Here is a 24,550-nt window from a genome sequence, read left to right as displayed (position 1 = left end):
TGCGGACCCTGACGGGCCGGGGCGCGGCGTGCAATGATGTGCCCGCCAACTGCATACCGGCCGTTCGAATCCGCGCGGGAGAGTTCCCAGCAGTCCTCGCTGGGGCGCCGAAGGAGCAAGTCCCTCCCTTGAATCTCTCAGGCACCGTTACCGCGTGGGCGAGGCACATCTGAAAAGCGGGCCGCCGTGACGGCGGCTCCACCCAAGGTGCAAGCCGTGACCACCCCGCGGGGCGGTCGAGGCGAACCTCTCAGGTTCCGATGACAGATGGGGAGGAACTTTCCTCGCCCCATCCCTGTGCCCTGGGAGACGACCGACCGATGAGCAGTACCGAACTCCGCCACACCGCGCTGGACGCGCTGCACCGCTCGCTCGGTGCGACGATGACCGACTTCGCCGGCTGGGACATGCCCCTGCGCTACGGCTCCGAGCGCGACGAGCACGTCGCCGTGCGCACCCGGGCCGGGCTCTTCGACCTGTCCCACATGGGCGAGATCGCCGTCACCGGCGCCGGGGCCGCCGCCCTGCTGAACTTCGCCCTGGTCGGCGACATCGCCTCCGTCGGCGTCGGCCGCGCCCGCTACACCATGATCTGCCAGGCCGACGGCGGCATCCTGGACGACCTGATCGTCTACCGGCTGGCCGAGACCGAGTACCTGGTCGTGGCCAACGCCTCCAACGCCCAGGTGGTCCTGGACGCGCTGACCGAGCGCGCCGCCGGCTTCGACGCCGAGGTCCGCGACGACCGGGACGCCTACGCGCTGATCGCGGTCCAGGGCCCGGAGTCCCCCGGCATCCTGAAGTCGCTCACCGACGCCGACCTGGACGGCCTGAAGTACTACGCCGGCCTGCCCGGCACCGTCGCCGGTGTCCCCGCGCTGATCGCCCGGACCGGCTACACCGGCGAGGACGGCTTCGAGCTGTTCGTGAAGCCGGAGCACGCCGTGGAGCTGTGGCAGGCGCTGACCGCGGCGGGCGAGGGCGCCGGCCTGGTGCCGTGCGGCCTGTCCTGCCGGGACACGCTGCGCCTGGAGGCGGGCATGCCGCTGTACGGGCACGAGCTGACCACCTCCCTGACCCCGTTCGACGCCGGTCTGGGCCGTGTGGTGAAGTTCGAGAAGGAGGGCGACTTCGTCGGGCGCGAGGCGCTCGCGGAGGCCGCCGAGCGGGCCGCCTCCAAGCCCCCGCGCAAGCTCGTCGGCCTGGTCGCCGAGGGCCGCCGGGTGCCGCGCGCCGGGTACGCCGTCGTCGCCGGCGGCGAGGTGGTCGGCGAGGTCACCTCCGGCGCCCCCTCCCCCACCCTGGGCAAGCCGATCGCGATCGCCTACGTGGACGCGGAGCACGCGGCGCCGGGCACCGCGGGTGTCGGCGTGGACATCCGGGGAAGCCACGAGCCGTACGAGGTCGTGGCGCTGCCCTTCTACAAGCGTCAGAAGTAGCGACCGGGCGCGGTCGCGGGCGGGGCCCGGTCCCGTGGCCGGCGCGTGACCCTGCGCACACTCACCCGCCCACCAGCGGTTTCCTCACTCCCCCGTCATCAGCACTCCCGCGCGTACAGGAGAATTCAGGCCATGAGCAACCCCCAGCAGCTGCGTTTCAGCAAGGAGCACGAGTGGCTGTCGGACGCCGAGGACGGCGTCTCGACGGTCGGCATCACGGAGCACGCCGCCAACGCGCTCGGTGACGTCGTCTTCGTCCAGCTCCCCGAGGCCGGCTCCACGGTGACCGCGGGCGACACCTGCGGCGAGCTGGAGTCCACGAAGTCGGTCTCCGACCTGTACTCGCCGGTCAGCGGTGAGATCACGGAGGTCAACGAGGACGTCGTCAACGACCCCTCGCTGGTGAACTCGGCCCCCTTCGAGGGCGGCTGGCTGTTCAAGGTACGCGTCTCGGAGGAGCCGGCCGAGCTGCTCTCCGCCGACGAGTACACCGCCTTCACCGCCGGCTGAGGAGTCGTAGTCACATGACTGTCCTGAACACGCCCCTGCACGAGCTGGACCCGGAGATCGCCGCCGCGGTCGACGCCGAGCTGGACCGCCAGCAGTCGACCCTGGAGATGATCGCCTCCGAGAACTTCGCGCCGCTCGCGGTCATGGAGGCGCAGGGCTCGGTCCTCACCAACAAGTACGCCGAGGGCTACCCGGGCCGCCGCTACTACGGCGGCTGCGAGCACGTCGACGTCGCCGAGCAGATCGCCATCGACCGGGTCAAGGAGCTGTTCGGCGCCGAGTACGCCAACGTGCAGCCCCACTCCGGCGCCTCCGCGAACCAGGCGGCCCTGTTCGCGCTGGCCCAGCCCGGGGACACCATCCTCGGCCTGGACCTGGCGCACGGCGGCCACCTGACCCACGGGATGCGGCTGAACTTCTCCGGCAAGCAGTTCAACGTGGTCGCCTACCACGTGGACGAGGCCGGCCGGGTCGACATGGCCGAGGTCGAGCGGCTCGCCGAGGAGCACCGCCCCAAGGTGATCATCGCGGGCTGGTCGGCCTACCCCCGGCAGCTCGACTTCGCGGAGTTCCGCCGGATCGCCGACGCGGTCGGCGCGTACCTGTGGGTCGACATGGCCCACTTCGCCGGGCTGGTGGCCGCCGGTCTGCACCCGAACCCGGTCGAGCACGCGGACGTGGTGACCTCCACCACGCACAAGACGCTCGGCGGCCCGCGCGGCGGTGTCATCCTCGCCCGCAAGGAGTTCGCGAAGAAGCTGAACTCGTCCGTCTTCCCGGGCTTCCAGGGCGGCCCCCTGGAGCACGTGATCGCGGCCAAGGCGGTCTCCTTCAAGGTCGCCGCCTCGGCGGACTTCGCGGAGCGCCAGCGCCGTACGGTGGAGGGTGCCCGCATCCTCGCCGAGCGGCTGACGGCCGACGACGCCCGCGAGGCCGGGGTGAACGTGCTGTCCGGCGGCACCGACGTGCACCTGGTCCTGGTGGACCTGCGCGCGTCCGAGCTGGACGGACAGCAGGCCGAGGACCGGCTCCACGAGGTCGGCATCACGGTCAACCGCAACGCCGTCCCGAACGACCCGCGCCCGCCGATGGTCACCTCGGGTCTGCGCATCGGCACGCCGGCCCTGGCGACCCGCGGCTTCACGGCCGAGGACTTCGCCGAGGTCGCCGACGTGATCGCGGAGACGCTGAAGCCGTCGTACGACGCGGAGGGGCTGAAGGCGCGCGTGAAGGCGCTCGCCGACAAGCACCCGCTGTACCCCGGTCTGAACAAGTAGGTCACCTTTCGCGGGGTACCGCGCACACTGGACGTACCGGCGTGCGCGGTGCCCGCGCCCCGCACCACCCCTCGCATCACCCCCCGTATGGAGGAGTCACCCGTGGCCATCTCGGTCTTCGACCTGTTCTCGATCGGCATCGGCCCGTCCAGCTCCCACACCGTCGGCCCGATGCGCGCGGCGCGGATGTTCGCCCGCCGGCTGCGCAACGAGGAACTGCTCGGTTCCGTGGCGTCCGTGCGCTGCGAGCTGTACGGCTCGCTGGGCGCGACCGGCCACGGCCACGGCACGCCGAAGGCGGTGCTGCTCGGTCTGGAGGGTGCCTCGCCGCGCACGGTGGACGTGGAGACGGCCGACGAGCGCGTGGAGCGGATCAAGCGGGAGGGCCGCCTCGCGCTGCTCGGCGAGCACGAGATCGCGTTCTCCTTCGACGACGACCTGGTGCTGCACCGCCGCAAGGCGCTGCCGTACCACGCCAACGGCATGACGGTCTGGGCCTACGACGCCACCGGGGCGGAGGTGCTGTCGAAGACGTACTACTCGGTCGGCGGCGGCTTCGTGGTGGACGAGGACGCGGTGGGCGCGGACCGCATCGTGCTGGACGACACGGTCCTGAAGTACCCGTTCCGCACCGGTGACGAGCTGCTCCGCCTGACCCGGGAGACGGGCCTGTCGATCTCGTCCCTGATGCTGGAGAACGAGCGGGCCTGGCGCACCGAGGAGGAGATCCGGGCCGGCCTGCTGGAGATCTGGCGCGTGATGCGCGAGTGCGTGGGGCGCGGCATGTCCCGGGAGGGCATCCTGCCCGGCGGTCTGAAGGTCCGCCGGCGCGCCGCCGTCTCCGCCCGCCAGCTGCGTGCCGAGGGCGATCCGCTGGCGCACGCCATGGAGTGGATCACGCTCTACGCGATGGCGGTGAACGAGGAGAACGCGGCGGGCGGCCGGGTGGTGACCGCGCCGACCAACGGCGCGGCCGGCATCATCCCGGCGGTCCTGCACTACTACATGGACTTCGTGCCCGGCGCCGACGAGGACGGGGTCGTCCGCTTCCTGCTGGCGGCCGGCGCGATCGGCATGCTGTTCAAGGAGAACGCGTCCATCTCCGGCGCCGAGGTCGGCTGCCAGGGCGAGGTCGGCTCCGCGTGCTCCATGGCCGCGGGCGCCTTCGCCGAGGTGCTCGGCGGCTCGCCGGAGCAGGTGGAGAACGCGGCCGAGATCGGCATGGAGCACAACCTGGGCCTGACCTGCGACCCGGTCGGCGGCCTGGTGCAGATCCCGTGCATCGAGCGCAACGGCATGGCCGCGGTGAAGGCGGTCACGGCGGCGAAGATGGCGATGCGCGGCGACGGCTCGCACAAGGTGTCCCTGGACAAGGTCATCAAGACCATGAAGGAGACCGGCGCCGACATGAGCGTGAAGTACAAGGAGACGGCCCGCGGCGGCCTCGCGGTGAACATCATCGAGTGCTAGAGGGTTTCGTCCGCCCGGTGTGCGGAAGGGGAGGCGCTTCCTCGCGGGGCGCCTCCCCTTCGCGTCGGGGCCGTGCTCAGCCGGTCGTCAGGGTGGCGTCGTCGACGACGAAGCTGGTCTGGAGGCCGGAGTCCTCGGTGCCGGTGAAGGCCAGCGTGATCTGCTGCCCGAGGTAGGGCGTGAGGTCCAGGGTGCGCTCGGTGTACCCGGTGCCCGCGTCGGCGTTGGAGTACGTCTGCTTGGCGGTCCCGTTGACCTTGACCTGGAAGGTGTCGTAGGCCGTCGTGCCCGTCTCGGCGGTGTCGATGTGCAGCCAGTACCTCAGGGTCGCCTTCGCGCAGCCGGACGGCACGGTGAGGGTCTGGGCGACGCTGTCGGTGGCCGCGGAGCCGTAGCCCGCCAGCCAGGCGTACCGGGAGCCGGAGTGCGCGGACTGGCCGCTGAACGTGCCGATCGCCCCGGTGCTGCCCGTCCACGGCGACGTGCCGCTCTCGAAGCCGCCGTTGGAGATCACCTGCGTCGGGGTGCAGCCGCCCGCGCCCTTGACGGTCAGCGTGTACGACGCGGTGTGCGTGGTGGAACCGGTGCCGGTGATCGTGAGGGCGTACGTGCCCGGCGGCACCGACGAGCCCACGGAGACGGTCGCCGTGGAGGAGGCCCCGGAGGTCACCGAGGCCGGGCTGAAGGCGACCGTGACGCCCGCCGGGGCGCCGGAGGCGGACAGGTTCACGGTCTGCGCGGAGCCGCCGGTGGTGGCCGTGGAGACGGTGGCGGTCAGCGAGCCGCCCGGGTCGGCGCTGCCCGTGGCGGGGCTCACCGCGAGGGAGAAGTCGTTCGCCGGGGCGGAGTCGGAGACCGCCTGCTTCCAGAGGGTGTAGGCGACACCGTCGGCGCTGCGGTTCAGCCCGGTGGCGTTGATGTTGGAGGTGGTGTCGCACGCGGAGTGGTAGCAGCCGTCGTACGCGGCACCGGCCGTGCCGCCCCACTTGGCGGCCTGCGCGGAGGTCTTGCGGGCGCTCGCGCCCATGGCGTAGCCGGAGGTCGGGATGCCGTAGTTCTCGAAGGAGTAGTCGTCGGAGCGGCCCGCGCCCTCGGTGTTCTCCTCGGGCTGGAGGTTCAGCGAGTCCCAGTACGCCTTCATCGGCGCGGCGGCGGCGGAGGTGACGTGGTTGATGAAGTAGCCGCCGTTGGGCGAGGCGACCATGTCGAAGTTGTAGTACGCCTTGATCGCGGAGCGCTGGGCGGAGGTCAGCGAACGGACGTAGAAGGCGGAGCCGTTCAGGCCCTGCTCCTCGTCCGTCCACCAGCCGAAGCGGACGCGCGCGGCCATCGTGGGACGGGTCTCGGCCAGTTTCAGCGCCACCTCCAGGAGGGTCGCGCTGCCGGAGCCGTTGTCGTTGATGCCGGGGCCGGCGGAGACGCTGTCCAGGTGCGAGCCGAACATGTACACCTTCGACGCGTCGCCGGAGGGCCACTCGGCTATCAGGTTCGGGCCCGCGCCGCTGGTGCAGCCGGAGGTGCAGGGCTGCTCGGTGACGGTGTAACCGGCCGCCTGGAGCTTGCCCTTCACGTAGGCGACCGAGTCGCGGTAGCCCTGGGTGGTCGATCTGCGGGTGCCGCCGTTGCGGCCGGCTATCGCGTTCAGCTCGGTGAGGTGTGCCTGGACCCGGGTGACGTCGATGTCGGGCGCCGTCGCGGCGGCGGCCGGGGCCGGGGCCGCCGCGCGGTGGACCACCGGGGCCGCGGGGGCCGCGCCGGCACTCGCGGGCAGCGCCGCGAGTCCCGCGGCCGCCGTGACGAGCGAGAGTCCTGCCAGGGTGATTCGTCGTAGCCGTGACACCGGGTCTCCTTGTGGGGTGGGAGGAAACGAGAGGTGGGCGTGGGGATCCGCCGGGTCGCGCCGCCTCGGGTTATAAGCATGCGCATGCCAATCGAGGGCTCGAACCTCGCCTCGCGGAACCGGCCGGACCGGGGGGACACACCCGCACCCCCGGCGGTCTCCGGCGGGCGTGGGGCAGGGGAGGCGCGCCGGGGACCCGAGGAGTCGGGCGGGCAAGAGGTTAACGGCAGGACGGTCCGCCCGTCCCTGTCCGAAACCGGCGCGTCCGCTCCCGGCCAGGCCGGCCGCCGGGCGCGCACCGGGCAGGGGACCGTCTGGCCCGCGGTGCGGGGCACCCGTATCGTGCGCGCATGCATGCGGCGCAGACCCCTCCGCCCGGCCGGCGGCCGGCGGACTCCGGGGCGAAGGAGGCCTACCTGGCCATGGTGGAGCGGATCGCGTTGTCGGGCGCGCGGGACCCCGGCGCCGAGAAGGAGGAACTGGGTTCGCTCGCACCGGAGTTGATCCGGTGGCTGGTGGAACGCCGGCTGCTCGACCCGGACGCCGGACGGCTCGGCCCGCCCGATCGCGCCCTGCGCCACATCGTGGACGACCAGCGGCGCCGCCTCCTCGCGGCCGCCGAGGAGCTCGGCCGTGACGCCCGGGCGATGGAGGACGTCCTGTCCCTGCTGACGGCTCCCCGGCCCGAAACCCGGGAGTCCGTGGAGACGGAGTACTTCACGGACCGCGAGCACACCCGGCGGCGGCTGGCGGAACTGGGCGCGCTCGTCCGGGACGAGTTCCTCGCGATGCGCAACTCCTTCCCCGACGCCCAGGTCCTGGAGGCCAGCCTCGTGCGGGACCGGGAACTGGTCGCGGACGGGGTCAGGATGCGCATGCTGACCTCCCAGCAGGCCCTGCGCTCCCACGCGCCGGCCCGCTACCTGAACGCGCTGGCCGAGGCCGGGGCCGAGGTACGGGTGGCCGCGACGGTGCCGCTGCACATGAACATCATGGACCGCGCGGTCGTCATCATCGGGGCCGGACCGGGACCGCAGGGCGAGGGCGGCGACGTCGTCCTGCACAGCACGCCCGTCGCCCAGTGCTTCGTCAAGGTCTTCACGCACGCCTGGGACCTCGCCCGGCCGCACACCGAACGGCAGCCCCGCCGCGGGCGCCCCGGGTGCGAACTGTCCGCGCAGGAGCGCGAGGTGCTGGCACTGCTGGCCACCGGCGCCAAGGACGGGACCATCGCCCGCCGGCTGGCCTGCTCGGAACGCACCCTGCGCCGGGTGATGAACCAGATCATGGAGAAGCTCGGCACCTCCAGCCGGTTCGAGGCCGGCGTGCGGGCCGTCCGCCTCGGCCTCGTGGGCTGAGGCCCCGGCCGCCGAACGCGCCCACCGGGCCGCACCGAAGTTCCCCGCCGGGCTACCGCACGGTAACCGCGCGGCTCTACGCTGCCGTCGACTCGGCGTCGAGACAAGGGAGTTGGGACATGGCTGCGACAAGACGGCCGATGGTGCTCGCGGGTGTCGCCGCGCTGCTGGCGATCCTGCCGGGCAACGCCCACGCGGCGGCGTCGCCGAAGTTCTCCGAGACGACGGCCATCGGCACGCACAACGCGTACGAGAAGGCCAAGTACGCGTACTTCGCGCAGGCGCTGGACTCCGGCGCCTCGCTGCTGGAGCTGGACGTCTACGTCGACAGCATCACCCGCCGCTGGCGGGTCAGCCACGGCAACCCGCTGGGCAACGACAACAACTGCGAGGCGGCGAAGACCCCGGACGAGCTGTACGGCAAGAGCCGCGACCAGGACCTCGGCGGCTGCCTGGACGACATGGCCGCCTGGAGCAAGCGCCACCCCGACCACCCCCCGGTCGTCGTCAAGGTCGAGATGAAGGTCGGCTTCAACGACCGGGCGAACATGGGGCCGGACGAGTTCGACACGCTCGTCGCGCAGAAGCTCGGCGGCAGCGTCTACAAGCCGGCCGACCTGCTCGGCGGGGACCACGGCACGCTGGACGCGGCGGCGAAGGCCGACGCCTGGCCCACCCGGGACTCCCTCAGGGGCAAGTTCCTCTTCGACCTGATCCCGGGCACCGTGGAACAGGCCAACCCCTTCGACCACTACTGGACGGACCAGGAGTACGGCGACCACCTGCGCGACCTGGCCGCGGCCGGCCGCGTCTCCACGGCCCAGGCGTTCCCGGTCGTCCTGGGCGCCGCTAACGGCGACCCGCGCACCGCCCGGTACGACGCCTCGATCCGCCCCTGGTTCGTCTTCTTCGACGGCGACGCGGCCACGTACGCCGACAAGGGCTACGACACCTCGTTCTACTCCGCGAACCACTACATCCTGATCGCGACCGACGCCCACAACGTGTCCCCGGCGATCTCCTCCACCGCCCCGACGGACGCCGAAGTCGCCGCACGACTCGCCCTGCTGGCCAGGAACCACGCCAGCATCATCACCTCGGACTGGTCGACGAAGACGGCCCCGGTGCTGGGCTCCGTGGTACCCAGGGGCTGACCACCCGCCGGGACGTTTTCCGGGCGCGCGAGCGGATCGCGGACACCGGGCCGGGGCATACATCAGGCAACTGCCAGCCCTCCCACCGGCACTTCGGGAGTACCCATGCTCCACGGCATCGACATCAGCGCGTACCAGCCCTCGGCGTACGACACGGACGGCCTCTCCTTCGCCTTCATCAAGGCGACGGAGGGCCGTACGTACGTCAACCCCCGCCTGACCGCGCAGACCAGGACGGCCCGGAAGGGCGGACTGGTCGTCGGCTTCTACCACTTCCTGTGGCCCGGCGGCCTCACCGCCCAGGCCGACCACTTCCTCCGCCACGCGCCCGACCGCCCGGGCGACGTCCTCGCCGTCGACTGGGAGACCACCGGCGACGGGACCCACGCGAGCAACGCCGAGAAGGACCGCTTCATCCGCAGGCTGAAAGAGCTGCGGCCGGACAACCGGGTCCTGCTCTACTGCAACCGCACCTTCTGGCTCGACGTGGACTCCACCTCCTACGCCGGGGACGGGCTGTGGATCGCGGACTACGTCACCGCCGGCAGGCCCCGGGTCAAGGCCAAGTGGCGGTTCCACCAGTACACCGCCGATCCCCATGACAAGGACGTGGCCCACTTCGCGCACGCGGACGACCTGCGCGAGTGGGCCACGCCGTAGGGGGACGGACCGGGCCGGAGCCGCGGCGCCGTCAGGCCCGGAAGTCCGCCGGGCGCTCCGGGGACGCCTCCGCGAGGGCCTTGCGCACCGCCTCCGTGCCCGCCCGCAGGCCGTACACCGGGGTGCCGGGCTGCTGGCGCCAGGAGTCGTCGACGGTACCGGCGTCGACGGTGTCGAAGCCCAGCTCGTCGATCAGGTCGCGGACGGTCCGCTTGGCCGCCTCGTCGTCACCGGCGACCGGCAGGGCCAGGCGGTCCGGGTCGCCCGAGGGGCGGGGGCGGTCCAGGATGTCCTGGGCGTAGGTGCCGTTGAACGCCTTGACCACCGGGTGGCCGAGGTGCCGCTCGGTCCAGCGGCTCTCGGTGAGCCCCTCGTCCTCGATGCCCGCGATGCGGCCGTCCCGCTGCGGGTAGTAGTTGCCGGTGTCGATCACCGCGGCGCCCTCGGCGGCGCCGTCCAGCAGGCCGGCGGGCAGCTCGGGCACCGCCTTCAGCGGGACGGTGACCACCACCACCTGGGCGCCCCGCGCGGCCTCCGCCGCGGGTACGGGGGTGGCGCCGGTCTCCTCGGCCAGTTCCCGGAGCGTCTCGGGGCCGCGGGAGTTGGCCACGGAGACGTCGTGGCCGAGGGCGGTGAGCCGCCGGGTGAGGTTGCCGCCGATGTTTCCCGCGCCGATGATGCCGATCTTCATGGCCGACCTTCCGGATGATTCATGCGCGTGCATGCTTCTGTCGTCCTGGGCAACCCCGGGGGATCGCGGACTATTCCGGGCGGTGGACCGAACGGGTGCGGGGCCGCACCGGCGGCGGTGCGGACGACGGCGGGGGCACCCCGCCCCCGCGGGACGGGCGCCCCCGCCGCCGGCGGGTCACTTGTTCAGGTAGGACCAGAACTCGTCGAACGACAGCACCTTGTCGCCGTTGAGGTCGCGGGTCCGGATGACGGCCTCGGCGACCGCCTCGGTGACGTTCCAGTCACCCTGCTGCGCCAGGGCGGACTTGAACTCCGCCGCGGTGATGAACCCGTCGCCGTCCGCGTCGATCCGCTGGAACTGCTTGCGTGCTTCCTCGATGTCCGCCACCGATCCGCCCCTTTTGCTCGTGTTTCTCATGCCGTGCTGGCGTACTGACGCTGGTCAGATTAACGGCCCGCGGACACGCGGGACGCCGCGACCACCGCCGGCGGGGAAAGGCCGGTGCCGCCTCCGGTCCCGTCTGGGAGTCTGGAGCCTCCAGCGGAGGCGGACACGGGGAGCGGGCCTTGGCGACCTTGCGGGACATTCTCGACGCGGCGGCGGCGGGCGTCTTCCCGCCGGCGGACGGCGGTACGACGGTCCTCCCCCAGCCCTCCCCGCGGGACGCCGGGGTGCTGGCGTTGACCGCGCACTCGGTCGTCTTCACCGACGAGGACCCGGACTGGGTCCGCGAGGCCCTGCGCGGCACCGGCTGCGACCCCCTGGCGGCGCCGTTGAACCCGCGCTTCCTGTCCGCCCTGCTGGACCGGACGGGACGCCGGACGGAGACCGTCGACGCGCTGCTGGTGGGCGGCCCGCTGCCGGGCCGGCCGGCGCTCGCGCTGCGGGAGATCGAGGACGCCGGCCACCCCCGGATCGCCTACGCCCGCCGCGGACGGGACGACGTGCGCGCCTGGTCCGCCGACGGCGGGGTGCTCGTCCTGGGGCGCGGGGTCGCCGGCCGGCTGGAGGTGTCGGTCGAGGTGGACGATCACGCGCGCCACCGCGGGCTCGGGCGGCTGCTGGTGGCCGCCGCCCGGCAGCTCGCCGCGGAGCCGCTGTGGGCGCAGGTCGCCCCGGGGAACGCCCGCAGCCTCCGGGCGTTCCAGGCGGCCGGGTACCGCCCGGTGGGCGCGGAGGCGCTGCTGCGCGTGCCCGCCGGCTGACGGCGGCTCAGCGGAAGACGCCGGTGTGCCCGAGCGAGTAGCGGCCGGGCTGCGGGTAGACGGCGAGGCCGTGCGGACCGCTGCCGACCTTGATCCGGGCCAGTTGGGCGCCGGTGCGGGTGTCGATGGCGTAGACCTCGGAGTTGTACCGGCCCGACAGCCACAGGACCTTGCCGTCGGCGGAGACCCCGCCCATGTCGGGGCTGCCGCCGCCGGGCAGCCGCCACTTCCTGGTGAGCCGGCCCCGGGTGAAGTCGAAGACGGAGACGGTGCCCTCGCCGCGGTTGGAGATGTACATCTCGCGCGAGTCCCGGCTGACGTACAGGCCGTGGGCGCCCTTGCCGGTGGCGAGGAACCGGGGCCGGCCGAACGTGTCGCCGTCGAGGATCCACACGCCGTCGGCCATCATGTCGGCGATGTAGAACAGCCTGCCGTCCGGGGAGATCTTGACGTCCTGCGGCATGGCGCCGCGCAGGGGCAGCTTCTGCCCGCGCACGACCTCCATCCTCGCGGTGTCGACCTTCAGCAGTTCGCCGCTGAACTCGCAGGAGACGATGAAGTAGCGGCCGTCGGCGGAGAAGTCGGCGTGGTTGACGCCGTAGCAGTTCACCGGGACGGACTTGACCACCTTCATGGTGTGCGCGTCGCGGAAGACCAGCCGGCGGTCCATGGAGGCCATGACGACGGCGTACCGGCCGTCGGGCGTGAAGTAGAGGTTGTACGGGTCGTGCACCTCGACCGGCGTGCCGGCCTTGCCGGTCCGCGGGTCGATGGGGGTGAGGCTGTTGCCGAGGTCGTTGTTGACCCAGAGGGTCTTCAGGTCCCAGGAGGGGACGACGTGCTGGGGCTGGCGGCCGACCCGGACGGTCTGGAGGACCCGGTAGGTGGCGGGATCGATGACGGTGACCGTGTCGGAGTTGGTGTTGGGCACGTACACCCGCGAGGGGAAGCCCTTGACCACGGGCGAGAGCCGGTTCGGCCGGTCGGCGGAGTACAGGTCGGCCGGGTCCTCGACCGGGGGCATCCCGGGCAGCACGTCCACCCTCGGCCCCTTCACCCGGGGCTGGACCGGCGTCCGGCCGGCGGAGGGCTCGGCCGCCCCGCCGCCCGCTCCGCCGCCGCACGCGGAGAGCAGCGTCAGGGCGGTGACGGCGGCACCGGCGGCCAGCGTGCGGGCGGCTTTCGTGGTTCGCATCAGCTCAGCAGCTCCGTGGTGGTGACCGCGCCCAGTCCGCGCCGGCCGAGTTCGGTCAGGAGGTCGGGGAGGGCGGCGGCCGTGCCGGGGTGTCCGAGGTGCAGGCTCACCACGGATCCGCCGCGCACCTCGGCGAGGACCTTGCGGGTGACGGCGGCGGCGCCGGGGTCGGTGTGGTCGAGCGAGTCGACGTCGTACGACAGCACGTGCGGGTAGCCGGCGGCGCGGGCCAGCCGGACGACGAGCGGGGAGGCGGCCGGGGCGCGGGAGGGGCGGAACCAGGTGCCGATGGAGCCGGTGAGCCGCGTGAGCCGCTCGGCGCAGTCGGTGATCTCCCGGCGGGCGTCCGCCTCGGGCAGGGTGTTGACGTCGATGTGGTGCTCGGTGTGGTTGCCGAGGTCGTGGCCGCCGTCGAGGATGCGGCGGGCGAGGTCCGGGTGCTCGTCCAGCCAGGTGCCGACGGCGAGCACGGTGAGCCGGGCGCCGCCGCGTTCGGCGGTGGCGAGCAGGGTGCGGGCGAGGGCGGGGTCGCCCTGGCCGTGGAAGGTGAGGGCCACCCGGGGGTGGTCGCGCGGCCCGTGGGTGATCTGGGCGGGCAGGCCGGGGTGGGCGCGGGGGGCCGGGGCGGTGCGGGCGCCGACCGTGGGCCGGGCGGACCGGTGGGTCGCGGCGGCCGGGGCGGCGGGCGGACCGGCCCGGTCCGCGCCGCATCCGGTGGCGAGCGCGCCGCCGGCGGCGAGGCCGGCGCCGGCGCGCAGCACGTCGCGGCGGTGAGTGGAGGTCACTCGTACCATTTAAGGGTGGTTGGGCCGCAAAACCCGCGATTAGTCCGGTTCGGGGAGCGTACGGGTCGTGCGGTCCACCCGGGGCCGGCGGGCGCCCCGGCCGCGGCGGCGCGGTCAGCGGTCGGCGACCCGCATCTCGAACCAGGTGGTCTTGCCGCGCGGGAGCAGGTCCACGCCCCAGCGGTCGGAGAGCTTGTCCACGAGGAAGAGCCCGCGCCCGCTGACGTCCATCTCCTGGACCGGCATCAGGCAGGGCAGCCCGCGCGAGGGGTCGCGGACCTCCACCCGGATCCAGCCGGGGCGGCGGCGCATCCGCAGGCCGAACACGCGGGCGCCGGTGTGCCGTACGGCGTTGCCGACGAGCTCCGACACGAGCAGGACGGCGTCCTCGGTCAGTTTGGGGGTGAGCCGCCAGGTGCGCAGGACGACGACCTGGGCGAGCCGGCGGGCGGTGGCGGCGCTCTCCGGGCGCGAGGGCAGCGGGACCTCCGCCTCGGTCGGGTCGCCGAACAGTTCGAGCGCCTTCAGCGCCCGCTCGTCCTCGACCGCGGGCGACCAGCGCACCGCGGAAGCACGGCCGTGTCCCCGCGGCTGTTCGATGCCCTCCAGCCCCGCCATGCCCCCATGATGGCCGTCCGGGGCGGCCCCGGGGGCCGTTCCAGGGGAATGCGCCCCCTGCGCGCCCCCGTCGTGCCCCCGCCGCCCGGCATATGCCGATGGCATGTCGATGTCGGTCAGGTCCGTTCCGACCTGTGACGACGGCTCACTTTCGGGCAAGCGCCGGGCTCCCTCGACACCACGGATGCAAGGATGCTCCAAGGCTCCCACACACCGCTCCGTCAAGGGGCGCGAATCAGACGACGCGTCAACGGCGCCTCCCCCGCGAGGATCCGCGGGGGTGACGCGCCGTCGGCGGATCAGCGGAACTCGGCCTTGCCCGGCCCCTCCTCGACGAAGCTGCGCATGCCCCGCTCGCGGTCCTCGGTGGCGAACAGGCCCGCGAACCAGTTCCGTTCGACGGCCAGTCCGGTGTCGATGCCGGCGTCCAGTCCGGTGTCGACGGACTCCTTCGCCGCGCGCAGCGCCAGCGCGGGGCCCCGGGCGAGCCGGGCGGCCCAGGCGTGCGCCTGCTCGTACACCTCGGCGGCCGGGACGACCCGGTCCACCAGGCCGATCGCCAGGGCCTCGTCGGCCTTGACCTGGCGGCCCGTGAAGATGAGGTCCTTGGCCTTGGAGGGGCCGACCAGCCGGGGCAGCCGCTGGGTGCCGCCGGCGCCCGGGATCAGGCCGAGCAGGATCTCGGGCTGGCCGAGCTTGGCGTTGTCGGCGGCGATGCGGTAGTCGGCGCACAGCGCGAGTTCGCAGCCGCCGCCGAGGGCGTAGCCGGTGACGGCGGCCACGACCGGCTTGGGGATGCGGGCCACGGCGGTGAAGGCGTCCTGGAGAGCGCGGGCGCGCAGGACCATCCCGGTGTGGTCCATGTCCTGCATCTCCTTGATGTCCGCGCCCGCCGCGAACACCCGCTCGCCGCCGTAGATCACCACGGCGCGCACGTCGTCGCGGTGCGTGGCCTCCTCGGCGAGTTCCTTCAGCCGGTCCTGCGTGGCGATGTCCAGCGCGTTCATCGGCGGCCGGGCCAGCCGCAGGGTGCCGACGCCTTCGGCGACTTCCAGAGTGACGGTCATGGGGGCCAGGTTAACGGGGACTAACGGCGGCGGGCCGGGTGCGGTCGATCACACCCGGCCCGTCCCCGGACCGGGGTCACTTCTTCCAGTCGGCCCAGGACATGTTCCAGCCGTTGAGCCCGTTGTCCGGGGCCACCGTGCCGTCGTGGGAGTTCTTGACGACCACCACGTCGCCGATCATCGAGTGGTTGAAGAACCAGGCCGCCGGGGCGGAGCCGTCGTAGCCGCCGCGCACGTCGCGCAGGCCCACGCAGCCGTGGCTGGCGTTGTAGTTGCCGAAGGCGTCGCCGCCCCAGTAGTTGCCGTGGATGAACGTGCCGGAGGTGGTGAGGCGGATGGCGTGCGGGACGTCCTTGATGTCGTACTCGCCGCCGTACCCGACGGTGTCGCCGTTCATCCGGGTGACGGTGAGCTTCTCGCTCATGACCATCTTCCCGTTCCAGGTGTCGTAGCCGTCCTTGCCGGTGGTGACCGGCAGGGTCTTCACGACCTTGCCGTCCTGGGTGACCTTCATCGTGTGCTTCTCGGCGTCCACGACGGAGACCTGGTCGCGGCCTATCGTGAACTCCACGGTCCTGCGCTGCTCGCCGTAGACGCCGTCGCGGCCCTCGACGCCGTCCAGGTCGAGGTCGACGGTGACCTTGGTGCCGGCCTTCCAGTACTTCTCCGGGCGGAAGTCCAGGCGGTCGTTGCCGAACCAGTGGCCCTCGACCTCGACGGCCGGCTCGGTCCTGATCCGTATGGCCTTCTCCACCGCGTCCGGGCTGGTGATGCCCCGCGTGAAGCGTATGGAGAACGGCATGCCGACACCGACGGTGGAGCCGTCCTCGGGGGTGAAGGCGCCGACGAAGGTGTTCTTCGGGGTGAGCGTGGTGAAGGTGGAGTCCGCGGCGGTCTCGCGGCCCTCGGCGTCCTTCGCGACCGCGTGCACGGTGTACCTGGTGGCGGCGGCCAGATGGGTCGACGGTGTCCAGCTCGCGCCGCCCCCGGTGACGGACCCCTCGACCTTCGCGCCCTCGTCGTCCTTGACGGTGACCTCGGTCAGCGTGCCCCGGGCGACGCTGACCTTGAGCGCGCCACCGGTGTCGACGGCCGTGGCGCCGGACGCGGGCGCGATGCTGACGGCGGCCGTGGACCGCCCGCCCCGCGCGCCGGCCTCGGCGCCCTTGCCGTCCGTGTCCCCCGGGCCGGGGTCCCCGCCCCCGCCGCACGCGGCGAGCGACAGCAACAGGACGCCGGTCACGCCCGCCAGTCCCCGTCCCCCACGGCCCCGCCGCCCCCGTGCCGACGCCCCCGATACCGGCCGCATGTTCAATTGGTTCTCCCCTCGCCGGGCCGGCTCAGGCCCGCTCCCCACCTCTTTGTGCGCGCATATTAGCTGCCAGGTTTTGGGTACGGCGTCAGCCGAATGTCACCGTTCCGTCGCAACTTCCGCCTGGCAGCCCCGACCCGCGCGCGCTCCCCCCGGGCAATACGGCTAGGTCACCGCGCCGCCCGCCTTCCAGTCCTTCCAGGGCATGTTCCAGCCGCCGAGTCCGTTGTCGGGCGCGACCGTCCGGTCCTTGCTGTGCACCACCTCGATGACGTCACCGATGAGGCTGCGGTCGAAGAACCAGCCCGCCGGGGTGTCCGAGCCGCCGCCCTTGACGTCCCGCAGACCCACGCAGCCGTGGCTCACGTTGGCCACCCCGGGCGCCTCCGGGGCCCAGTAGTTGCCGTGCAGGAAGGTGCCGGAGTCGGTGAGCTTCATGGCGTGCGGGACGTCCGGGATGTCGTACTCCCCGCCGAAGCCGACGGTCTGGCTGTTCATGCGGGTCACCTCCAGCATGTCCATCACGACCATCTTGCCGTTGTAGCTCGGGTGCTTGGGGGCGCCGGCCGTGACGGGCACGGTGGCCAGCAGCTCCCCGTCGCGCCGTACGTCCATGGTGTGCTTGGTGACGTCCACCAGGGAGACCTGGCTGCGGCCGACGGTGAAGGAGAAGGTCTTGTCCTGGAGGCCGTAGACGCCGTGCGCGCCCTCGACGTCCCGCAGGCCCAGGCTGACGGTGACCTCGGTGCCCGGCTTCCAGTACCGCTCCGGGCGGAAGTCCAGGCGGTCCTTGCCGAACCAGTGCGGGCGGATCTCCACCGGCGGCCGCGCGGTGACGCGGACGGCCCGCTCGACGGCGGCGCGGTTCGCGATCTCCCGGCTGAAGGCGAGCGAGACGATCATGCCGGTGCCGACGGTGGCCCGGTTCTCGGGGGTGACGTAGCCGATGAACCGCTCGTCGGGGACGTAGGTGGTGAAGGTGGTGTGCCGGGCCGAGCGGCGGCCCCGGGCGTCCACCGCCACCACGTCGACGGTGTACCGGGCGGCCAGCGCCAGCCGGTCCCGGTCGGGCCGCCAGGTCAGCCCGTTCGCGGCGATGCGCCCGGGGACCGGCGTGTCCTGGGCGTCCCGCGACTCGACGACGGTCACCTTCTCCAGGTGTCCGTCGGGCAGCCGGACGCGTAGTCGCCCGTCCGGCCGCACCCCCTTGCTGCCGTCGTCGGGGGTCACCCGGATGGCGTCCTCGGGTGCCGGGGGCCCGCCCGGTGCCCCGCCGATGCCCAGCGGTCCCGAGCCGTCCGCGGAGCAGCCCGTGAGCAGCCCCGCCCATGTCAGTACGGCGGCCAGCGCGGCCCCCGCGCGCCGTGCGCGTCCAGTTACGTGCCTCACGCGGGGCTCAACGACGGCGCCCGCCCCGGGGAAACGTGAGTGCGAGCCGCGCACTGGGCAGAACACAGGGAAGGACGACAGGCGGGGAGCCTCTGCCGGGGCGCCCGCAGCCCGGACCGGAGCCGTCGGGACGCGGTTCGCGCCGGGCGGCCCGGGGTGCCGGAGCGCTCCCCGGGCCGCCGGCGCGGCCGGCCGCGTCCCTCGGGCGAGCCACTGAGAAGAGGGCCGACAGTGACGAGCGCAGCCGAGCGACGGGCACCGGCCGGGGAGCCGGCCGCCGGGAGCGGGCAACCGGCGGCGGTGAACGCCGCCCGGCGGTCCGTACCGCCCGCCCCGGCCGTGTGGCCGGGCGCGCCGACCCCGCTGGGAGCCCGGTTCCGGGTCGGCCCCGACGGAGCCGCCGGCACCAACTTCGCGCTGTGGGCGGCCGGGGCGGAGGCGGTCCGGGTCTGCCTGTTCGACGAGCGGGGCCGGGAGACGCAGGTCCCGCTGACCGAGCTGACGCACGAGATATGGCACGGTTTCGTGCCGGGCGTGATGCCCGGGCAGCGGTACGGCTACCGGGTGGACGGCCGCTGGGACCCGTGGACCGGCGCCCGCTGGAACCCGGCCAAGCTGCTGCTCGACCCGTACGCGCGCGCGGTGGACGGCGAGTTCGGGCTGCCGCCGCAGGTGTACGGGCACGTCCGGGACTGGCCGGAGCAGCAGGTCGCGGACACCGTGCGGGACGAGCGGGACTCCGCGCCGTTCGTGCCGAAGGGCGTCGTCGTGCACGACGAGGACGACTGGTCCGACGACCACCGCCCCAAGACGCCGTGGGCGGACTCGGTCATCTACGAGCTGCACGTCCGCGGCTTCACCAAGCTGCACCCCGGCATACCCGAGGAGCTGCGCGGCACCTACGCGGGGCTCGCGCACCCGGCCGCGGTCGAGCACCTGGTGGGGCTGGGCGTCACCGCCGTGGAGCTGCTGCCCGTGCACCAGTTCGCGCACGAGGACCACCTGCTGCGCCGGGGCCTGCGGAACTACTGGGGCTACAACTCCATCGGCTACTTCGCCCCGCACGCGGCCTACGCGGCCTCCGGGACGACGGGCCAGCAGGTCGGCGAGTTCAAGCGGATGGTGCGCGCGCTGCACGCGGCCGGCATCGAGGTCGTCCTCGACGTGGTCTACAACCACACCGCGGAGGCCGGCGAGCTGGGGCCGACGCTGTCCCTGAAGGGCATCGACAACCGCGGCTACTACCGCCTCCAGGGCGACGCCCGCCGGTACGCCGACTACACCGGCTGCGGCAACACCCTGCACGTCGTCCAGCCCCAGGTGCTGCGCCTGATCACCGACTCGCTGCGCTACTGGGTGACCGAGATGGGCGTGGACGGCTTCCGCTTCGACCTGGCGGCGGCGCTGGCCCGCTCGATGCACGACGTCGACATGCTCTCGCCGTTCCTCGCGGTGATCGCGCAGGACCCGGTGCTGCGCCGGGTGAAGCTGATCGCCGAGCCCTGGGACGTCGGCTCCGGCGGGTACCAGGTGGGCGCCTTCCCGCCGCTGTGGACCGAGTGGAACGACCGCTACCGCGACGCCGTCCGGGACTTCTGGCGGGGCGCGCTGCCCGACGTGCGGGAGATGGGCTACCGCCTCTCCGGCTCCAGCGACCTGTACGCCTGGGGCGGCCGGCGCCCCTACGCCTCCGTCAACTTCGTCACCGCGCACGACGGCTTCACCCTGCGCGACCTGGTGTCGTACGACACCAAGCACAACGAGGCCAACGGCGAGGGCAACCGGGACGGCACGGACGACAACCGCTCCTGGAACTGCGGCGCGGAGGGCGAGACCGGTGACGAGCGGGTGCGCGCGCTGCGCCGCCGCCAGCTGCGCAACCTCCTCACCACGCTGCTGCTGTCCACCGGGGTGCCCATGCTGGTGGCGGGCGACGAACTCGGCCGCACCCAGCACGGCAACAACAACGCCTACTGCCAGGACAACGAGACCGGCTGGCTGGACTGGACGCTGCTCCGGGACCCCGGCTGGCGGGCGCTGTACGACCTGACGGCGCGGCTGATCGCGCTGCGCCACCGGCACCCGGTGCTGCGCCGGGGGGCCTTCTTCTCCGGCCGGTCGCAGACCGCGGACGGGCTGCGGGACCTGGCCTGGTTCACCTCGCGGGGCGCGGAGATGACGGAGGGGGACTGGTACGCGCCCGCGGCCACGCTGGCCATGTACCTGTCCGGGCGGGACATCCCGGGCCGGGACGAGCGGGGCGCGGCCGTGGTGGACGACAGCTTCCTGGCGGTGCTGCACGCGGGCGACCGGCCGGCCGGCTTCGTGCTGCCGGGTCCGCCGTGGGCGGAGCGGTACGAGGTGGTCGTCGACACCTGTGCGGAGGACCAGGACCGGGCGCCGGGCACGGTCCATCCGGCGGGGGCCCGCATCACGGTCCCGGCGCGGACGGTGCTCCTGCTCCGGGTCGCCTGACCCCCCGGCCGGGGCCGTACGGCAGAATCCCCTCGGCCGCGCCCCGGCCGTGCGTGACGCGGATCACGTCCCCTGGGTGCAGCGCGGGCCGGGGCCCAGGGCCTTTCCCCTGGTGAGAGACAGCCGGCGAGGACAGGACCGTGAGGATGGAGCAGGCTCGGGCCGGTGAGTACGACGCGTTCGTGGCGGCCCGCTGGTCGGTGTTGTTCCATCTGGCCCGTCTGCTCACCGGCGGCGATCGGCACCGCGCCGAGGACTTGTTGCAGGAGTCCTTGGTCACGTTGTGGTTCGTCTGGCCGAAGGTCGCCGACGAGGCGCCGGAGGCCTACGTGCGCAAGGTGCTGGCGCGCGCCGCGGCGCGCTCGGCCCGCCGGCGCTGGTGGGGCGAGCGGCCGGTGGAGGAGCTGCCCGAGGCGGCGGCGGCCGGCGACCTGTCGGCGACCGTCGCCGAGCGCTCCCGGCTGGAGGCGGCGCTCGCGCAACTGAGCCCGCAGCAGCGGGCCGTCGTCGTCCTGCGCTACTACCAGGACCTGCCCGACCGGCAGGTCGCCGAGGCCCTGGGCTGCCCGGTGGGCACGGTCCGGTCCCACGCCGCGCGCGGGGTGGCCCGGCTGCGCCGGCTGCTGGCCGACGTCATCGAGCCGGTGGGGTGAGGGAGGACCCATGGACCGCAAGGACCGCGAGGACCGCACGGATCACGACGACCGCACGGATCCGGCGGAGCGCACGGATCACTTCGAACGGCAGCTGACCCGGCTCATGCACCAGGACGGCCGGCCGGCGCGCTTCGAGCCCCGGCACCGGGAGGCGCTGCGCGCCGGCGTGCGCACCCGGCGCCGGGTGCGCACGGTGCGCCGGGCCGCCGGTTCGGTGCTGGTGGTGGCCGGGGTCGGCCTGGGGCTGTTCCTGTGGCCGCACGGCCACACCGCGGACCGGCCCAGCGCGCCGCGGCCCGGGCCCGTGGTCAGCCCGGTGCCCGCGCCGAGCGCGTCCCCGTCGCAGACGCCGCCCCGGCCGCCGTCCACCACGGCGGCGACGCAGCTCCCGTCCCCGGACGGCAGCACGCCCACCAGCGAACCGCCCGCGACCGGCGGGAGCACGGCCACCGCCTCGCAGCCGCCGCCCACGGACACCGCACCCCCCGGCGGGCCGGGCGGCACGTACCCGGCCGACCCGACCACCGAACCGGCGGACCGCTCCCCGGCGACGGTCGGTCCGGGCGGCTAGCGCCGGCCGGTCCGTCCCGCCCGCGCCTCCGCCATGCCCGACACTCCAGAACAAACGGGGAACCACGTGACACACATCCGACCGAGCCGGCTCGCGGCCGGCACGCCGGCGCCCCGGCGCGCGCCCCTGGGTACGCCCCAGGAGGAGCCCGTCCTGGACGTGACCGTGCCGGTGTACAACGAGCAGAAGGACCTGGAGCCCAACGTCCGGCGGCTGCACGCGCACCTGCGGGACACGTTCCCCTACCCGTTCCGGATCACGATCGCCGACAACGCGAGCACCGACCGCACCCCGGCCATCGCCGCCCGGCTGGCCGCCGAACTCCCCGAGGTGGCCTCGCTGCGGCTGGCCGAGAAGGGCCGTGGCCGGGCGCTGCGGGCCGCCTGGTCGGGCTCGCGGGCACCCGTGCTGGCCTACCTCGACGTGGACCTGTCCACCGGGCTCGCCGCGCTGCTGCCGCTCGTCGCCCCGCTCATCTCCGGCCACTCCGACCTGGCCATCGGCACCCGGCTCGCCCCCGGGTCCCGGGTGGTGCGCGGGACCCGGCGGGAGGTCATATCCCGCTGCTACAACGTGCTGCTGCGCTGCACGCTCTCCGTCGGCTTCTCCGACGCGCAGTGCGGTTTCAAGGCGGTACGGCGCGAGACCGCCGAGCGGCTGCTGCCGCTGGTGCGGGACGGGGAGTGGTTCTTCGACACCGAACTGCTGGTGCTCGCCGAGCGGGCGGGGCTGCGGATCCACGAGGTGCCGGTGGACTGGGTCGACGACCCGGACAGCAGCGTCCACATCCTCGCCACCGCCCTGGCCGACCTGCGCGGCATCGCCCGCATGCGGCGCACCCTGGCCCGCCGCGCCCCGGGGCCGGTGGACCGGTGACCGCGACCCTGCCCGTCATACGCCCGGCCGCCCCCGCCGCGCCCGCCGGGTTCCGCTCCCGGTTCGAGGCCGCCGCCCGCCGGCACGGACCGGTCCTCGCGGTGTTCGGCACGCTGAAGCTGGCCGGTTTCTGCTCCTTCATGTACCTGCTGTCCTCCACCGGTGACTACCGTGCCCGGCACCCGCGGTTCGGCGGCGGCGCGCACGCCTGGGACGTGCTGGCCACCTGGGACGGCTGGTGGTACCAGCAGATAGCGCTGCACGGCTACGACCCGAGACTCGTCCCGGTCCCGGGCGCCACCGGCCTGATCACGCTGGAGGGCAACTCGGCGGCGTTCTTCCCGCTCTACCCGGCCCTGATCCGGCTGACCTCCACGGTCACCGGGCTCGGCTCGTTCGGCGCCGGCCTGCTGGTGTCGATCACCGCCTCCTTCGCCGCCGCGCTCGGCATCCACGCCGTCGCGGAGCGGTTCGGCGGCCGGCGGGCCGGGTTCGCGGCGGCCGGGCTGTGGGCGGTGTGGCCGGGCTCGGGCGTGGAGTGGGCCGTCTACTCCGACTCGCTGTACGTGGCCCTGGCCGCCTGGGCCTGTCACGCGGTGCTCACCCGCCGCTGGCTCACCGCCGGTGTGCTCACCTTCGCGGCGGGTCTCAACCGGCCCACGGCCGCCGCGCTGATCGCCGCGCTCGGCGTGGCCGCGCTGCTCTCCCTGCGCCGCCGCGAGGAGGGCGCGCTGCGCCCCCTGCTGGCCCTCGGCCTCGCCCCGCTCGGCCTGTTCGGCTACCTGCTGTGGGTCGGCGACCGCATGGGCGACCTGGGCGGCTACTTCAAGCTCCAGTCGGGTGCCTGGGCGCACAGCTTCGACTACGGCGAGCAGACGCTGGACGTGCTGACGTCCGTGCCCGTGGGCAAGTTCGACTACCTCTTCGCGTTCCCCTTCGCGGACGTCATCTCCGTCTGCGTCATCCTGCTCGCCTGTCTGCTGCTGCCGCTGCTGCTGCGGCTGCGCCCGCCGGCCGTGCTGGTCGTGTACACCGTCCTGACGCTGGCGCTGGTGCTCGGCAGCCAGCAGATCGTCGCCAACATCTCCCGCTACCTGCTGCCCTGCTTCCCGCTGTTCCTGCCGCTCGCGGTGGGGATGCGCCGGCTGAGCCTGCCCGTGCTGTGCACGCTGCTGGGCGTCGCGGCCCTGGCCTCGGGCTCGTACGCCGGCTACGCCCTCTTCGAACTGGGGGTGCCGTGATCCGCCCGGCGGCCCGTCAGCCGAGGATGCCCCGGTCGTAGCCCGCCGCCACCGCCGCCGCCCGGTCGCTGACGTCGAGTTTGGCGTAGAGGTGGGTGAGGTGGGTCTTCAACGAGCAGCACGGTGACCCCGTTCGCGCGGACGTCCTCGATCAGCGCCCAGGTGTCCCGCCGGGCGCGCGGGTCCAGGCCCGTGGTCAGCTCGTCGAGCACGACGACGCGCGGGTTCCCGATCAGGGCGAGCGCGATGAACAGCCGCTGCCGCTCGCCGCCGGACAGCGCGGCGAAGCGGGTGCCGAGCTTCGGCGCGAGTCCCAGGCGTTCGGCGAGGGGCCGCCAGTCGGCGGGGCGCGGGTGGAAGGAGGCGCACAGCTCCAGCGCCTCCCGGACGGTCAGCTTCGGCTGGAGTTCGCTCCGCTGGAGCTGGGCGCCGAGGATCGGCGCGACCTCGTCGTGCTCGGCGACCGGGTCCCGGCCGGCCACCCGGACCCGGCCGCCGTCGGGGACCCGCAGCCCCTCGACGCACTCCACGGTGGTGGTCTTGCCGGCGCCGTTCGGGCCGAGGACGCCGAAGATCTCGCCCTCCTCGACGGCGAAGGAGACGCCGTCGACGACGGGCCGGCCGCCGTACGCCTTGCGCAGATCGGTGACTTCGATGACGGATGGCATGTCCCGAGGATCGCGGCCGCCCGGGTCCCGGCACATCGGCCGGTCCGCTCGAAGCGGCATCCGCCGATCGGTTGATGCCCGCCTACGACC

Annotated in this window: 21 protein-coding genes, 3 pseudogenes and 2 riboswitches; of the genes and pseudogenes, 13 read left to right on the top strand and 11 right to left on the bottom strand. The window is 73.4% G+C overall.

Annotated elements, in window-relative coordinates:
- Positions 1-65: 65 nt before the first annotated feature.
- Positions 66-163: riboswitch (glycine riboswitch) on the top strand.
- A riboswitch (glycine riboswitch) is annotated at positions 164-277 on the top strand. It begins immediately after the preceding riboswitch.
- A gap of 43 nt (positions 278-320) precedes the next feature.
- The 4 genes from gcvT to ACZ4K2_RS05685 all read left to right on the top strand — a co-directional run bounded on the left by gcvT (position 321) and on the right by ACZ4K2_RS05685 (position 4,696).
- Entirely contained in the window at positions 321-1,439 is a 1,119-nt protein-coding gene (gcvT, locus tag ACZ4K2_RS05700) for a glycine cleavage system aminomethyltransferase GcvT (RefSeq protein WP_467474110.1), read from the top strand.
- 132 nt (positions 1,440-1,571) lie between these two features.
- Positions 1,572-1,949, top strand: a complete 378-nt coding sequence (gcvH, locus tag ACZ4K2_RS05695) for a glycine cleavage system protein GcvH (RefSeq protein WP_467474108.1) — start codon at positions 1,572-1,574, stop codon at positions 1,947-1,949.
- Positions 1,950-1,963: 14 nt separating this feature from the next.
- Complete coding sequence (gene glyA / locus ACZ4K2_RS05690) at positions 1,964-3,226, top strand: serine hydroxymethyltransferase (protein WP_467474107.1); 1,263 nt, start codon at positions 1,964-1,966, stop codon at positions 3,224-3,226.
- Between the two features lie 102 nt (positions 3,227-3,328).
- Positions 3,329-4,696, top strand: coding sequence for an L-serine ammonia-lyase (locus ACZ4K2_RS05685; protein WP_467474105.1), 1,368 nt, complete (start codon positions 3,329-3,331; stop codon positions 4,694-4,696).
- Between the two features lie 76 nt (positions 4,697-4,772).
- Here the strand turns inward: ACZ4K2_RS05685 and ACZ4K2_RS05680 are convergent, their stop codons facing one another.
- On the bottom strand, positions 4,773-6,512 hold the full coding sequence (locus ACZ4K2_RS05680; RefSeq protein WP_467474644.1) for a M28 family peptidase: 1,740 nt from the start codon (positions 6,510-6,512) through the stop codon (positions 4,773-4,775).
- A 374-nt stretch (positions 6,513-6,886) separates the two neighbouring features.
- On the opposite strand from ACZ4K2_RS05680, the gene ACZ4K2_RS05675 reads away from it, so the two are divergent.
- From ACZ4K2_RS05675 to ACZ4K2_RS05665, 3 genes are all read left to right on the top strand, one after another.
- Entirely contained in the window at positions 6,887-7,894 is a 1,008-nt protein-coding gene (locus ACZ4K2_RS05675) for a helix-turn-helix transcriptional regulator (RefSeq protein WP_467474103.1), read from the top strand.
- Positions 7,895-8,013: 119 nt separating this feature from the next.
- Positions 8,014-9,048 carry a phosphatidylinositol-specific phospholipase C domain-containing protein gene (locus ACZ4K2_RS05670; RefSeq protein ID WP_467474101.1) on the top strand — a complete coding sequence of 345 codons (1,035 nt, stop codon included), beginning with the start codon at positions 8,014-8,016 and terminating at the stop codon, positions 9,046-9,048.
- A 105-nt stretch (positions 9,049-9,153) separates the two neighbouring features.
- Positions 9,154-9,708 carry a GH25 family lysozyme gene (locus tag ACZ4K2_RS05665; RefSeq protein ID WP_467474099.1) on the top strand — a complete coding sequence of 185 codons (555 nt, stop codon included), beginning with the start codon at positions 9,154-9,156 and terminating at the stop codon, positions 9,706-9,708.
- A 31-nt stretch (positions 9,709-9,739) separates the two neighbouring features.
- Here the strand turns inward: ACZ4K2_RS05665 and ACZ4K2_RS05660 are convergent, their stop codons facing one another.
- Together ACZ4K2_RS05660 and ACZ4K2_RS05655 are read right to left on the bottom strand one after the other, a co-directional pair.
- Positions 9,740-10,432 carry an NADPH-dependent F420 reductase gene (locus ACZ4K2_RS05660; protein ID WP_467474098.1) on the bottom strand — a complete coding sequence of 231 codons (693 nt, stop codon included), beginning with the start codon at positions 10,430-10,432 and terminating at the stop codon, positions 9,740-9,742.
- 144 nt (positions 10,433-10,576) lie between these two features.
- Entirely contained in the window at positions 10,577-10,789 is a 213-nt protein-coding gene (locus ACZ4K2_RS05655; protein WP_467474642.1) for an EF-hand domain-containing protein, read from the bottom strand.
- Between the two features lie 179 nt (positions 10,790-10,968).
- On the opposite strand from ACZ4K2_RS05655, the gene ACZ4K2_RS05650 reads away from it, so the two are divergent.
- Complete coding sequence (locus tag ACZ4K2_RS05650; protein WP_467474097.1) at positions 10,969-11,607, top strand: GNAT family N-acetyltransferase; 639 nt, start codon at positions 10,969-10,971, stop codon at positions 11,605-11,607.
- A 7-nt stretch (positions 11,608-11,614) separates the two neighbouring features.
- On the opposite strand, the gene ACZ4K2_RS05645 is transcribed toward ACZ4K2_RS05650, so the two are convergent.
- From ACZ4K2_RS05645 to ACZ4K2_RS05620, 6 genes are all read right to left on the bottom strand, one after another.
- Positions 11,615-12,802 carry a YVTN family beta-propeller repeat protein gene (locus ACZ4K2_RS05645; RefSeq protein ID WP_467474095.1) on the bottom strand — a complete coding sequence of 396 codons (1,188 nt, stop codon included), beginning with the start codon at positions 12,800-12,802 and terminating at the stop codon, positions 11,615-11,617.
- Positions 12,802-13,596, bottom strand: coding sequence for a polysaccharide deacetylase family protein (locus ACZ4K2_RS05640; RefSeq protein WP_467474094.1), 795 nt, complete (start codon positions 13,594-13,596; stop codon positions 12,802-12,804). Before ACZ4K2_RS05640 ends, ACZ4K2_RS05645 begins: the two co-directional genes overlap by 1 nt.
- Positions 13,597-13,701: 105 nt before the next feature.
- The gene (locus ACZ4K2_RS05635; protein WP_467474093.1) at positions 13,702-14,205 is read right to left on the bottom strand and encodes an ATP-binding protein; all 504 of its coding nucleotides are present in this window, start codon (positions 14,203-14,205) and stop codon (positions 13,702-13,704) included.
- A gap of 299 nt (positions 14,206-14,504) precedes the next feature.
- A complete protein-coding gene (locus ACZ4K2_RS05630; protein WP_467474091.1) occupies positions 14,505-15,272 on the bottom strand; it encodes an enoyl-CoA hydratase/isomerase family protein in 768 nt (255 codons plus the stop codon).
- Positions 15,273-15,348: 76 nt separating this feature from the next.
- Entirely contained in the window at positions 15,349-16,587 is a 1,239-nt protein-coding gene (locus ACZ4K2_RS05625) for a L,D-transpeptidase (protein WP_467474090.1), read from the bottom strand.
- Between the two features lie 162 nt (positions 16,588-16,749).
- Positions 16,750-17,973: a L,D-transpeptidase gene (locus tag ACZ4K2_RS05620; RefSeq protein WP_467474088.1), complete on the bottom strand. Its 1,224-nt coding sequence runs from the start codon at positions 17,971-17,973 to the stop codon at positions 16,750-16,752.
- A gap of 231 nt (positions 17,974-18,204) precedes the next feature.
- Between ACZ4K2_RS05620 and glgX the strand changes: the two genes are divergently transcribed.
- The 5 genes and pseudogenes from glgX (at position 18,205) to ACZ4K2_RS05595 (ending at position 23,792) form a co-directional block, all read left to right on the top strand.
- Positions 18,205-20,448, top strand: a complete 2,244-nt coding sequence (gene glgX, locus ACZ4K2_RS05615) for a glycogen debranching protein GlgX (RefSeq protein WP_467474086.1) — start codon at positions 18,205-18,207, stop codon at positions 20,446-20,448.
- Between the two features lie 146 nt (positions 20,449-20,594).
- The gene (locus ACZ4K2_RS05610) at positions 20,595-21,101 is read left to right on the top strand and encodes a SigE family RNA polymerase sigma factor (RefSeq protein WP_467474085.1); all 507 of its coding nucleotides are present in this window, start codon (positions 20,595-20,597) and stop codon (positions 21,099-21,101) included.
- A 10-nt stretch (positions 21,102-21,111) separates the two neighbouring features.
- Complete coding sequence (locus ACZ4K2_RS05605; RefSeq protein ID WP_467474084.1) at positions 21,112-21,675, top strand: hypothetical protein; 564 nt, start codon at positions 21,112-21,114, stop codon at positions 21,673-21,675.
- A gap of 33 nt (positions 21,676-21,708) precedes the next feature.
- Positions 21,709-22,524, top strand: a pseudogene (locus ACZ4K2_RS05600) (dolichyl-phosphate beta-glucosyltransferase); the annotation flags it as partial.
- Between the two features lie 23 nt (positions 22,525-22,547).
- Entirely contained in the window at positions 22,548-23,792 is a 1,245-nt protein-coding gene (locus ACZ4K2_RS05595; RefSeq protein ID WP_467474083.1) for a hypothetical protein, read from the top strand.
- 16 nt (positions 23,793-23,808) lie between these two features.
- Here the strand turns inward: ACZ4K2_RS05595 and ACZ4K2_RS05590 are convergent.
- Together ACZ4K2_RS05590 and ACZ4K2_RS05585 are read right to left on the bottom strand one after the other, a co-directional pair.
- Positions 23,809-23,907: pseudogene (locus ACZ4K2_RS05590) on the bottom strand (DNA-binding response regulator); the annotation flags it as partial.
- Positions 23,903-24,496 (bottom strand): annotated as a pseudogene (locus ACZ4K2_RS05585) (ABC transporter ATP-binding protein); the annotation flags it as partial. The pseudogenes ACZ4K2_RS05590 and ACZ4K2_RS05585, both read right to left, overlap by 5 nt.
- Positions 24,497-24,550: the final 54 nt, after the last annotated feature.

The sequence above is a fragment of the Streptomyces sp. NPDC025833 genome, assembly GCF_055558055.1.
This window is presented reverse-complemented; position numbering and strand designations above follow the sequence as displayed.

Bases quoted from the DNA above. Each gene is read 5' to 3' on its own strand.
- gcvT (WP_467474110.1), top strand. From the start codon at position 321: ATGAGCAGTACCGAACTCCGCCACACCGCGCTGGACGCGCTGCACCGC.
- gcvH (WP_467474108.1), top strand. From the start codon at position 1,572: ATGAGCAACCCCCAGCAGCTGCGTTTCAGCAAGGAGCACGAGTGGCTG.
- glyA (WP_467474107.1), top strand. From the start codon at position 1,964: ATGACTGTCCTGAACACGCCCCTGCACGAGCTGGACCCGGAGATCGCC.
- ACZ4K2_RS05675 (WP_467474103.1), top strand. From the start codon at position 6,887: ATGCATGCGGCGCAGACCCCTCCGCCCGGCCGGCGGCCGGCGGACTCC.
- ACZ4K2_RS05670 (WP_467474101.1), top strand. From the start codon at position 8,014: ATGGCTGCGACAAGACGGCCGATGGTGCTCGCGGGTGTCGCCGCGCTG.
- ACZ4K2_RS05665 (WP_467474099.1), top strand. From the start codon at position 9,154: ATGCTCCACGGCATCGACATCAGCGCGTACCAGCCCTCGGCGTACGAC.
- ACZ4K2_RS05660 (WP_467474098.1), bottom strand. From the start codon at position 10,432: ATGCACGCGCATGAATCATCCGGAAGGTCGGCCATGAAGATCGGCATC.
- ACZ4K2_RS05645 (WP_467474095.1), bottom strand. From the start codon at position 12,802: ATGCGAACCACGAAAGCCGCCCGCACGCTGGCCGCCGGTGCCGCCGTC.
- ACZ4K2_RS05640 (WP_467474094.1), bottom strand. From the start codon at position 13,596: ATGGTACGAGTGACCTCCACTCACCGCCGCGACGTGCTGCGCGCCGGC.
- ACZ4K2_RS05635 (WP_467474093.1), bottom strand. From the start codon at position 14,205: ATGGCGGGGCTGGAGGGCATCGAACAGCCGCGGGGACACGGCCGTGCT.
- ACZ4K2_RS05630 (WP_467474091.1), bottom strand. From the start codon at position 15,272: ATGACCGTCACTCTGGAAGTCGCCGAAGGCGTCGGCACCCTGCGGCTG.
- ACZ4K2_RS05610 (WP_467474085.1), top strand. From the start codon at position 20,595: ATGGAGCAGGCTCGGGCCGGTGAGTACGACGCGTTCGTGGCGGCCCGC.
- ACZ4K2_RS05605 (WP_467474084.1), top strand. From the start codon at position 21,112: ATGGACCGCAAGGACCGCGAGGACCGCACGGATCACGACGACCGCACG.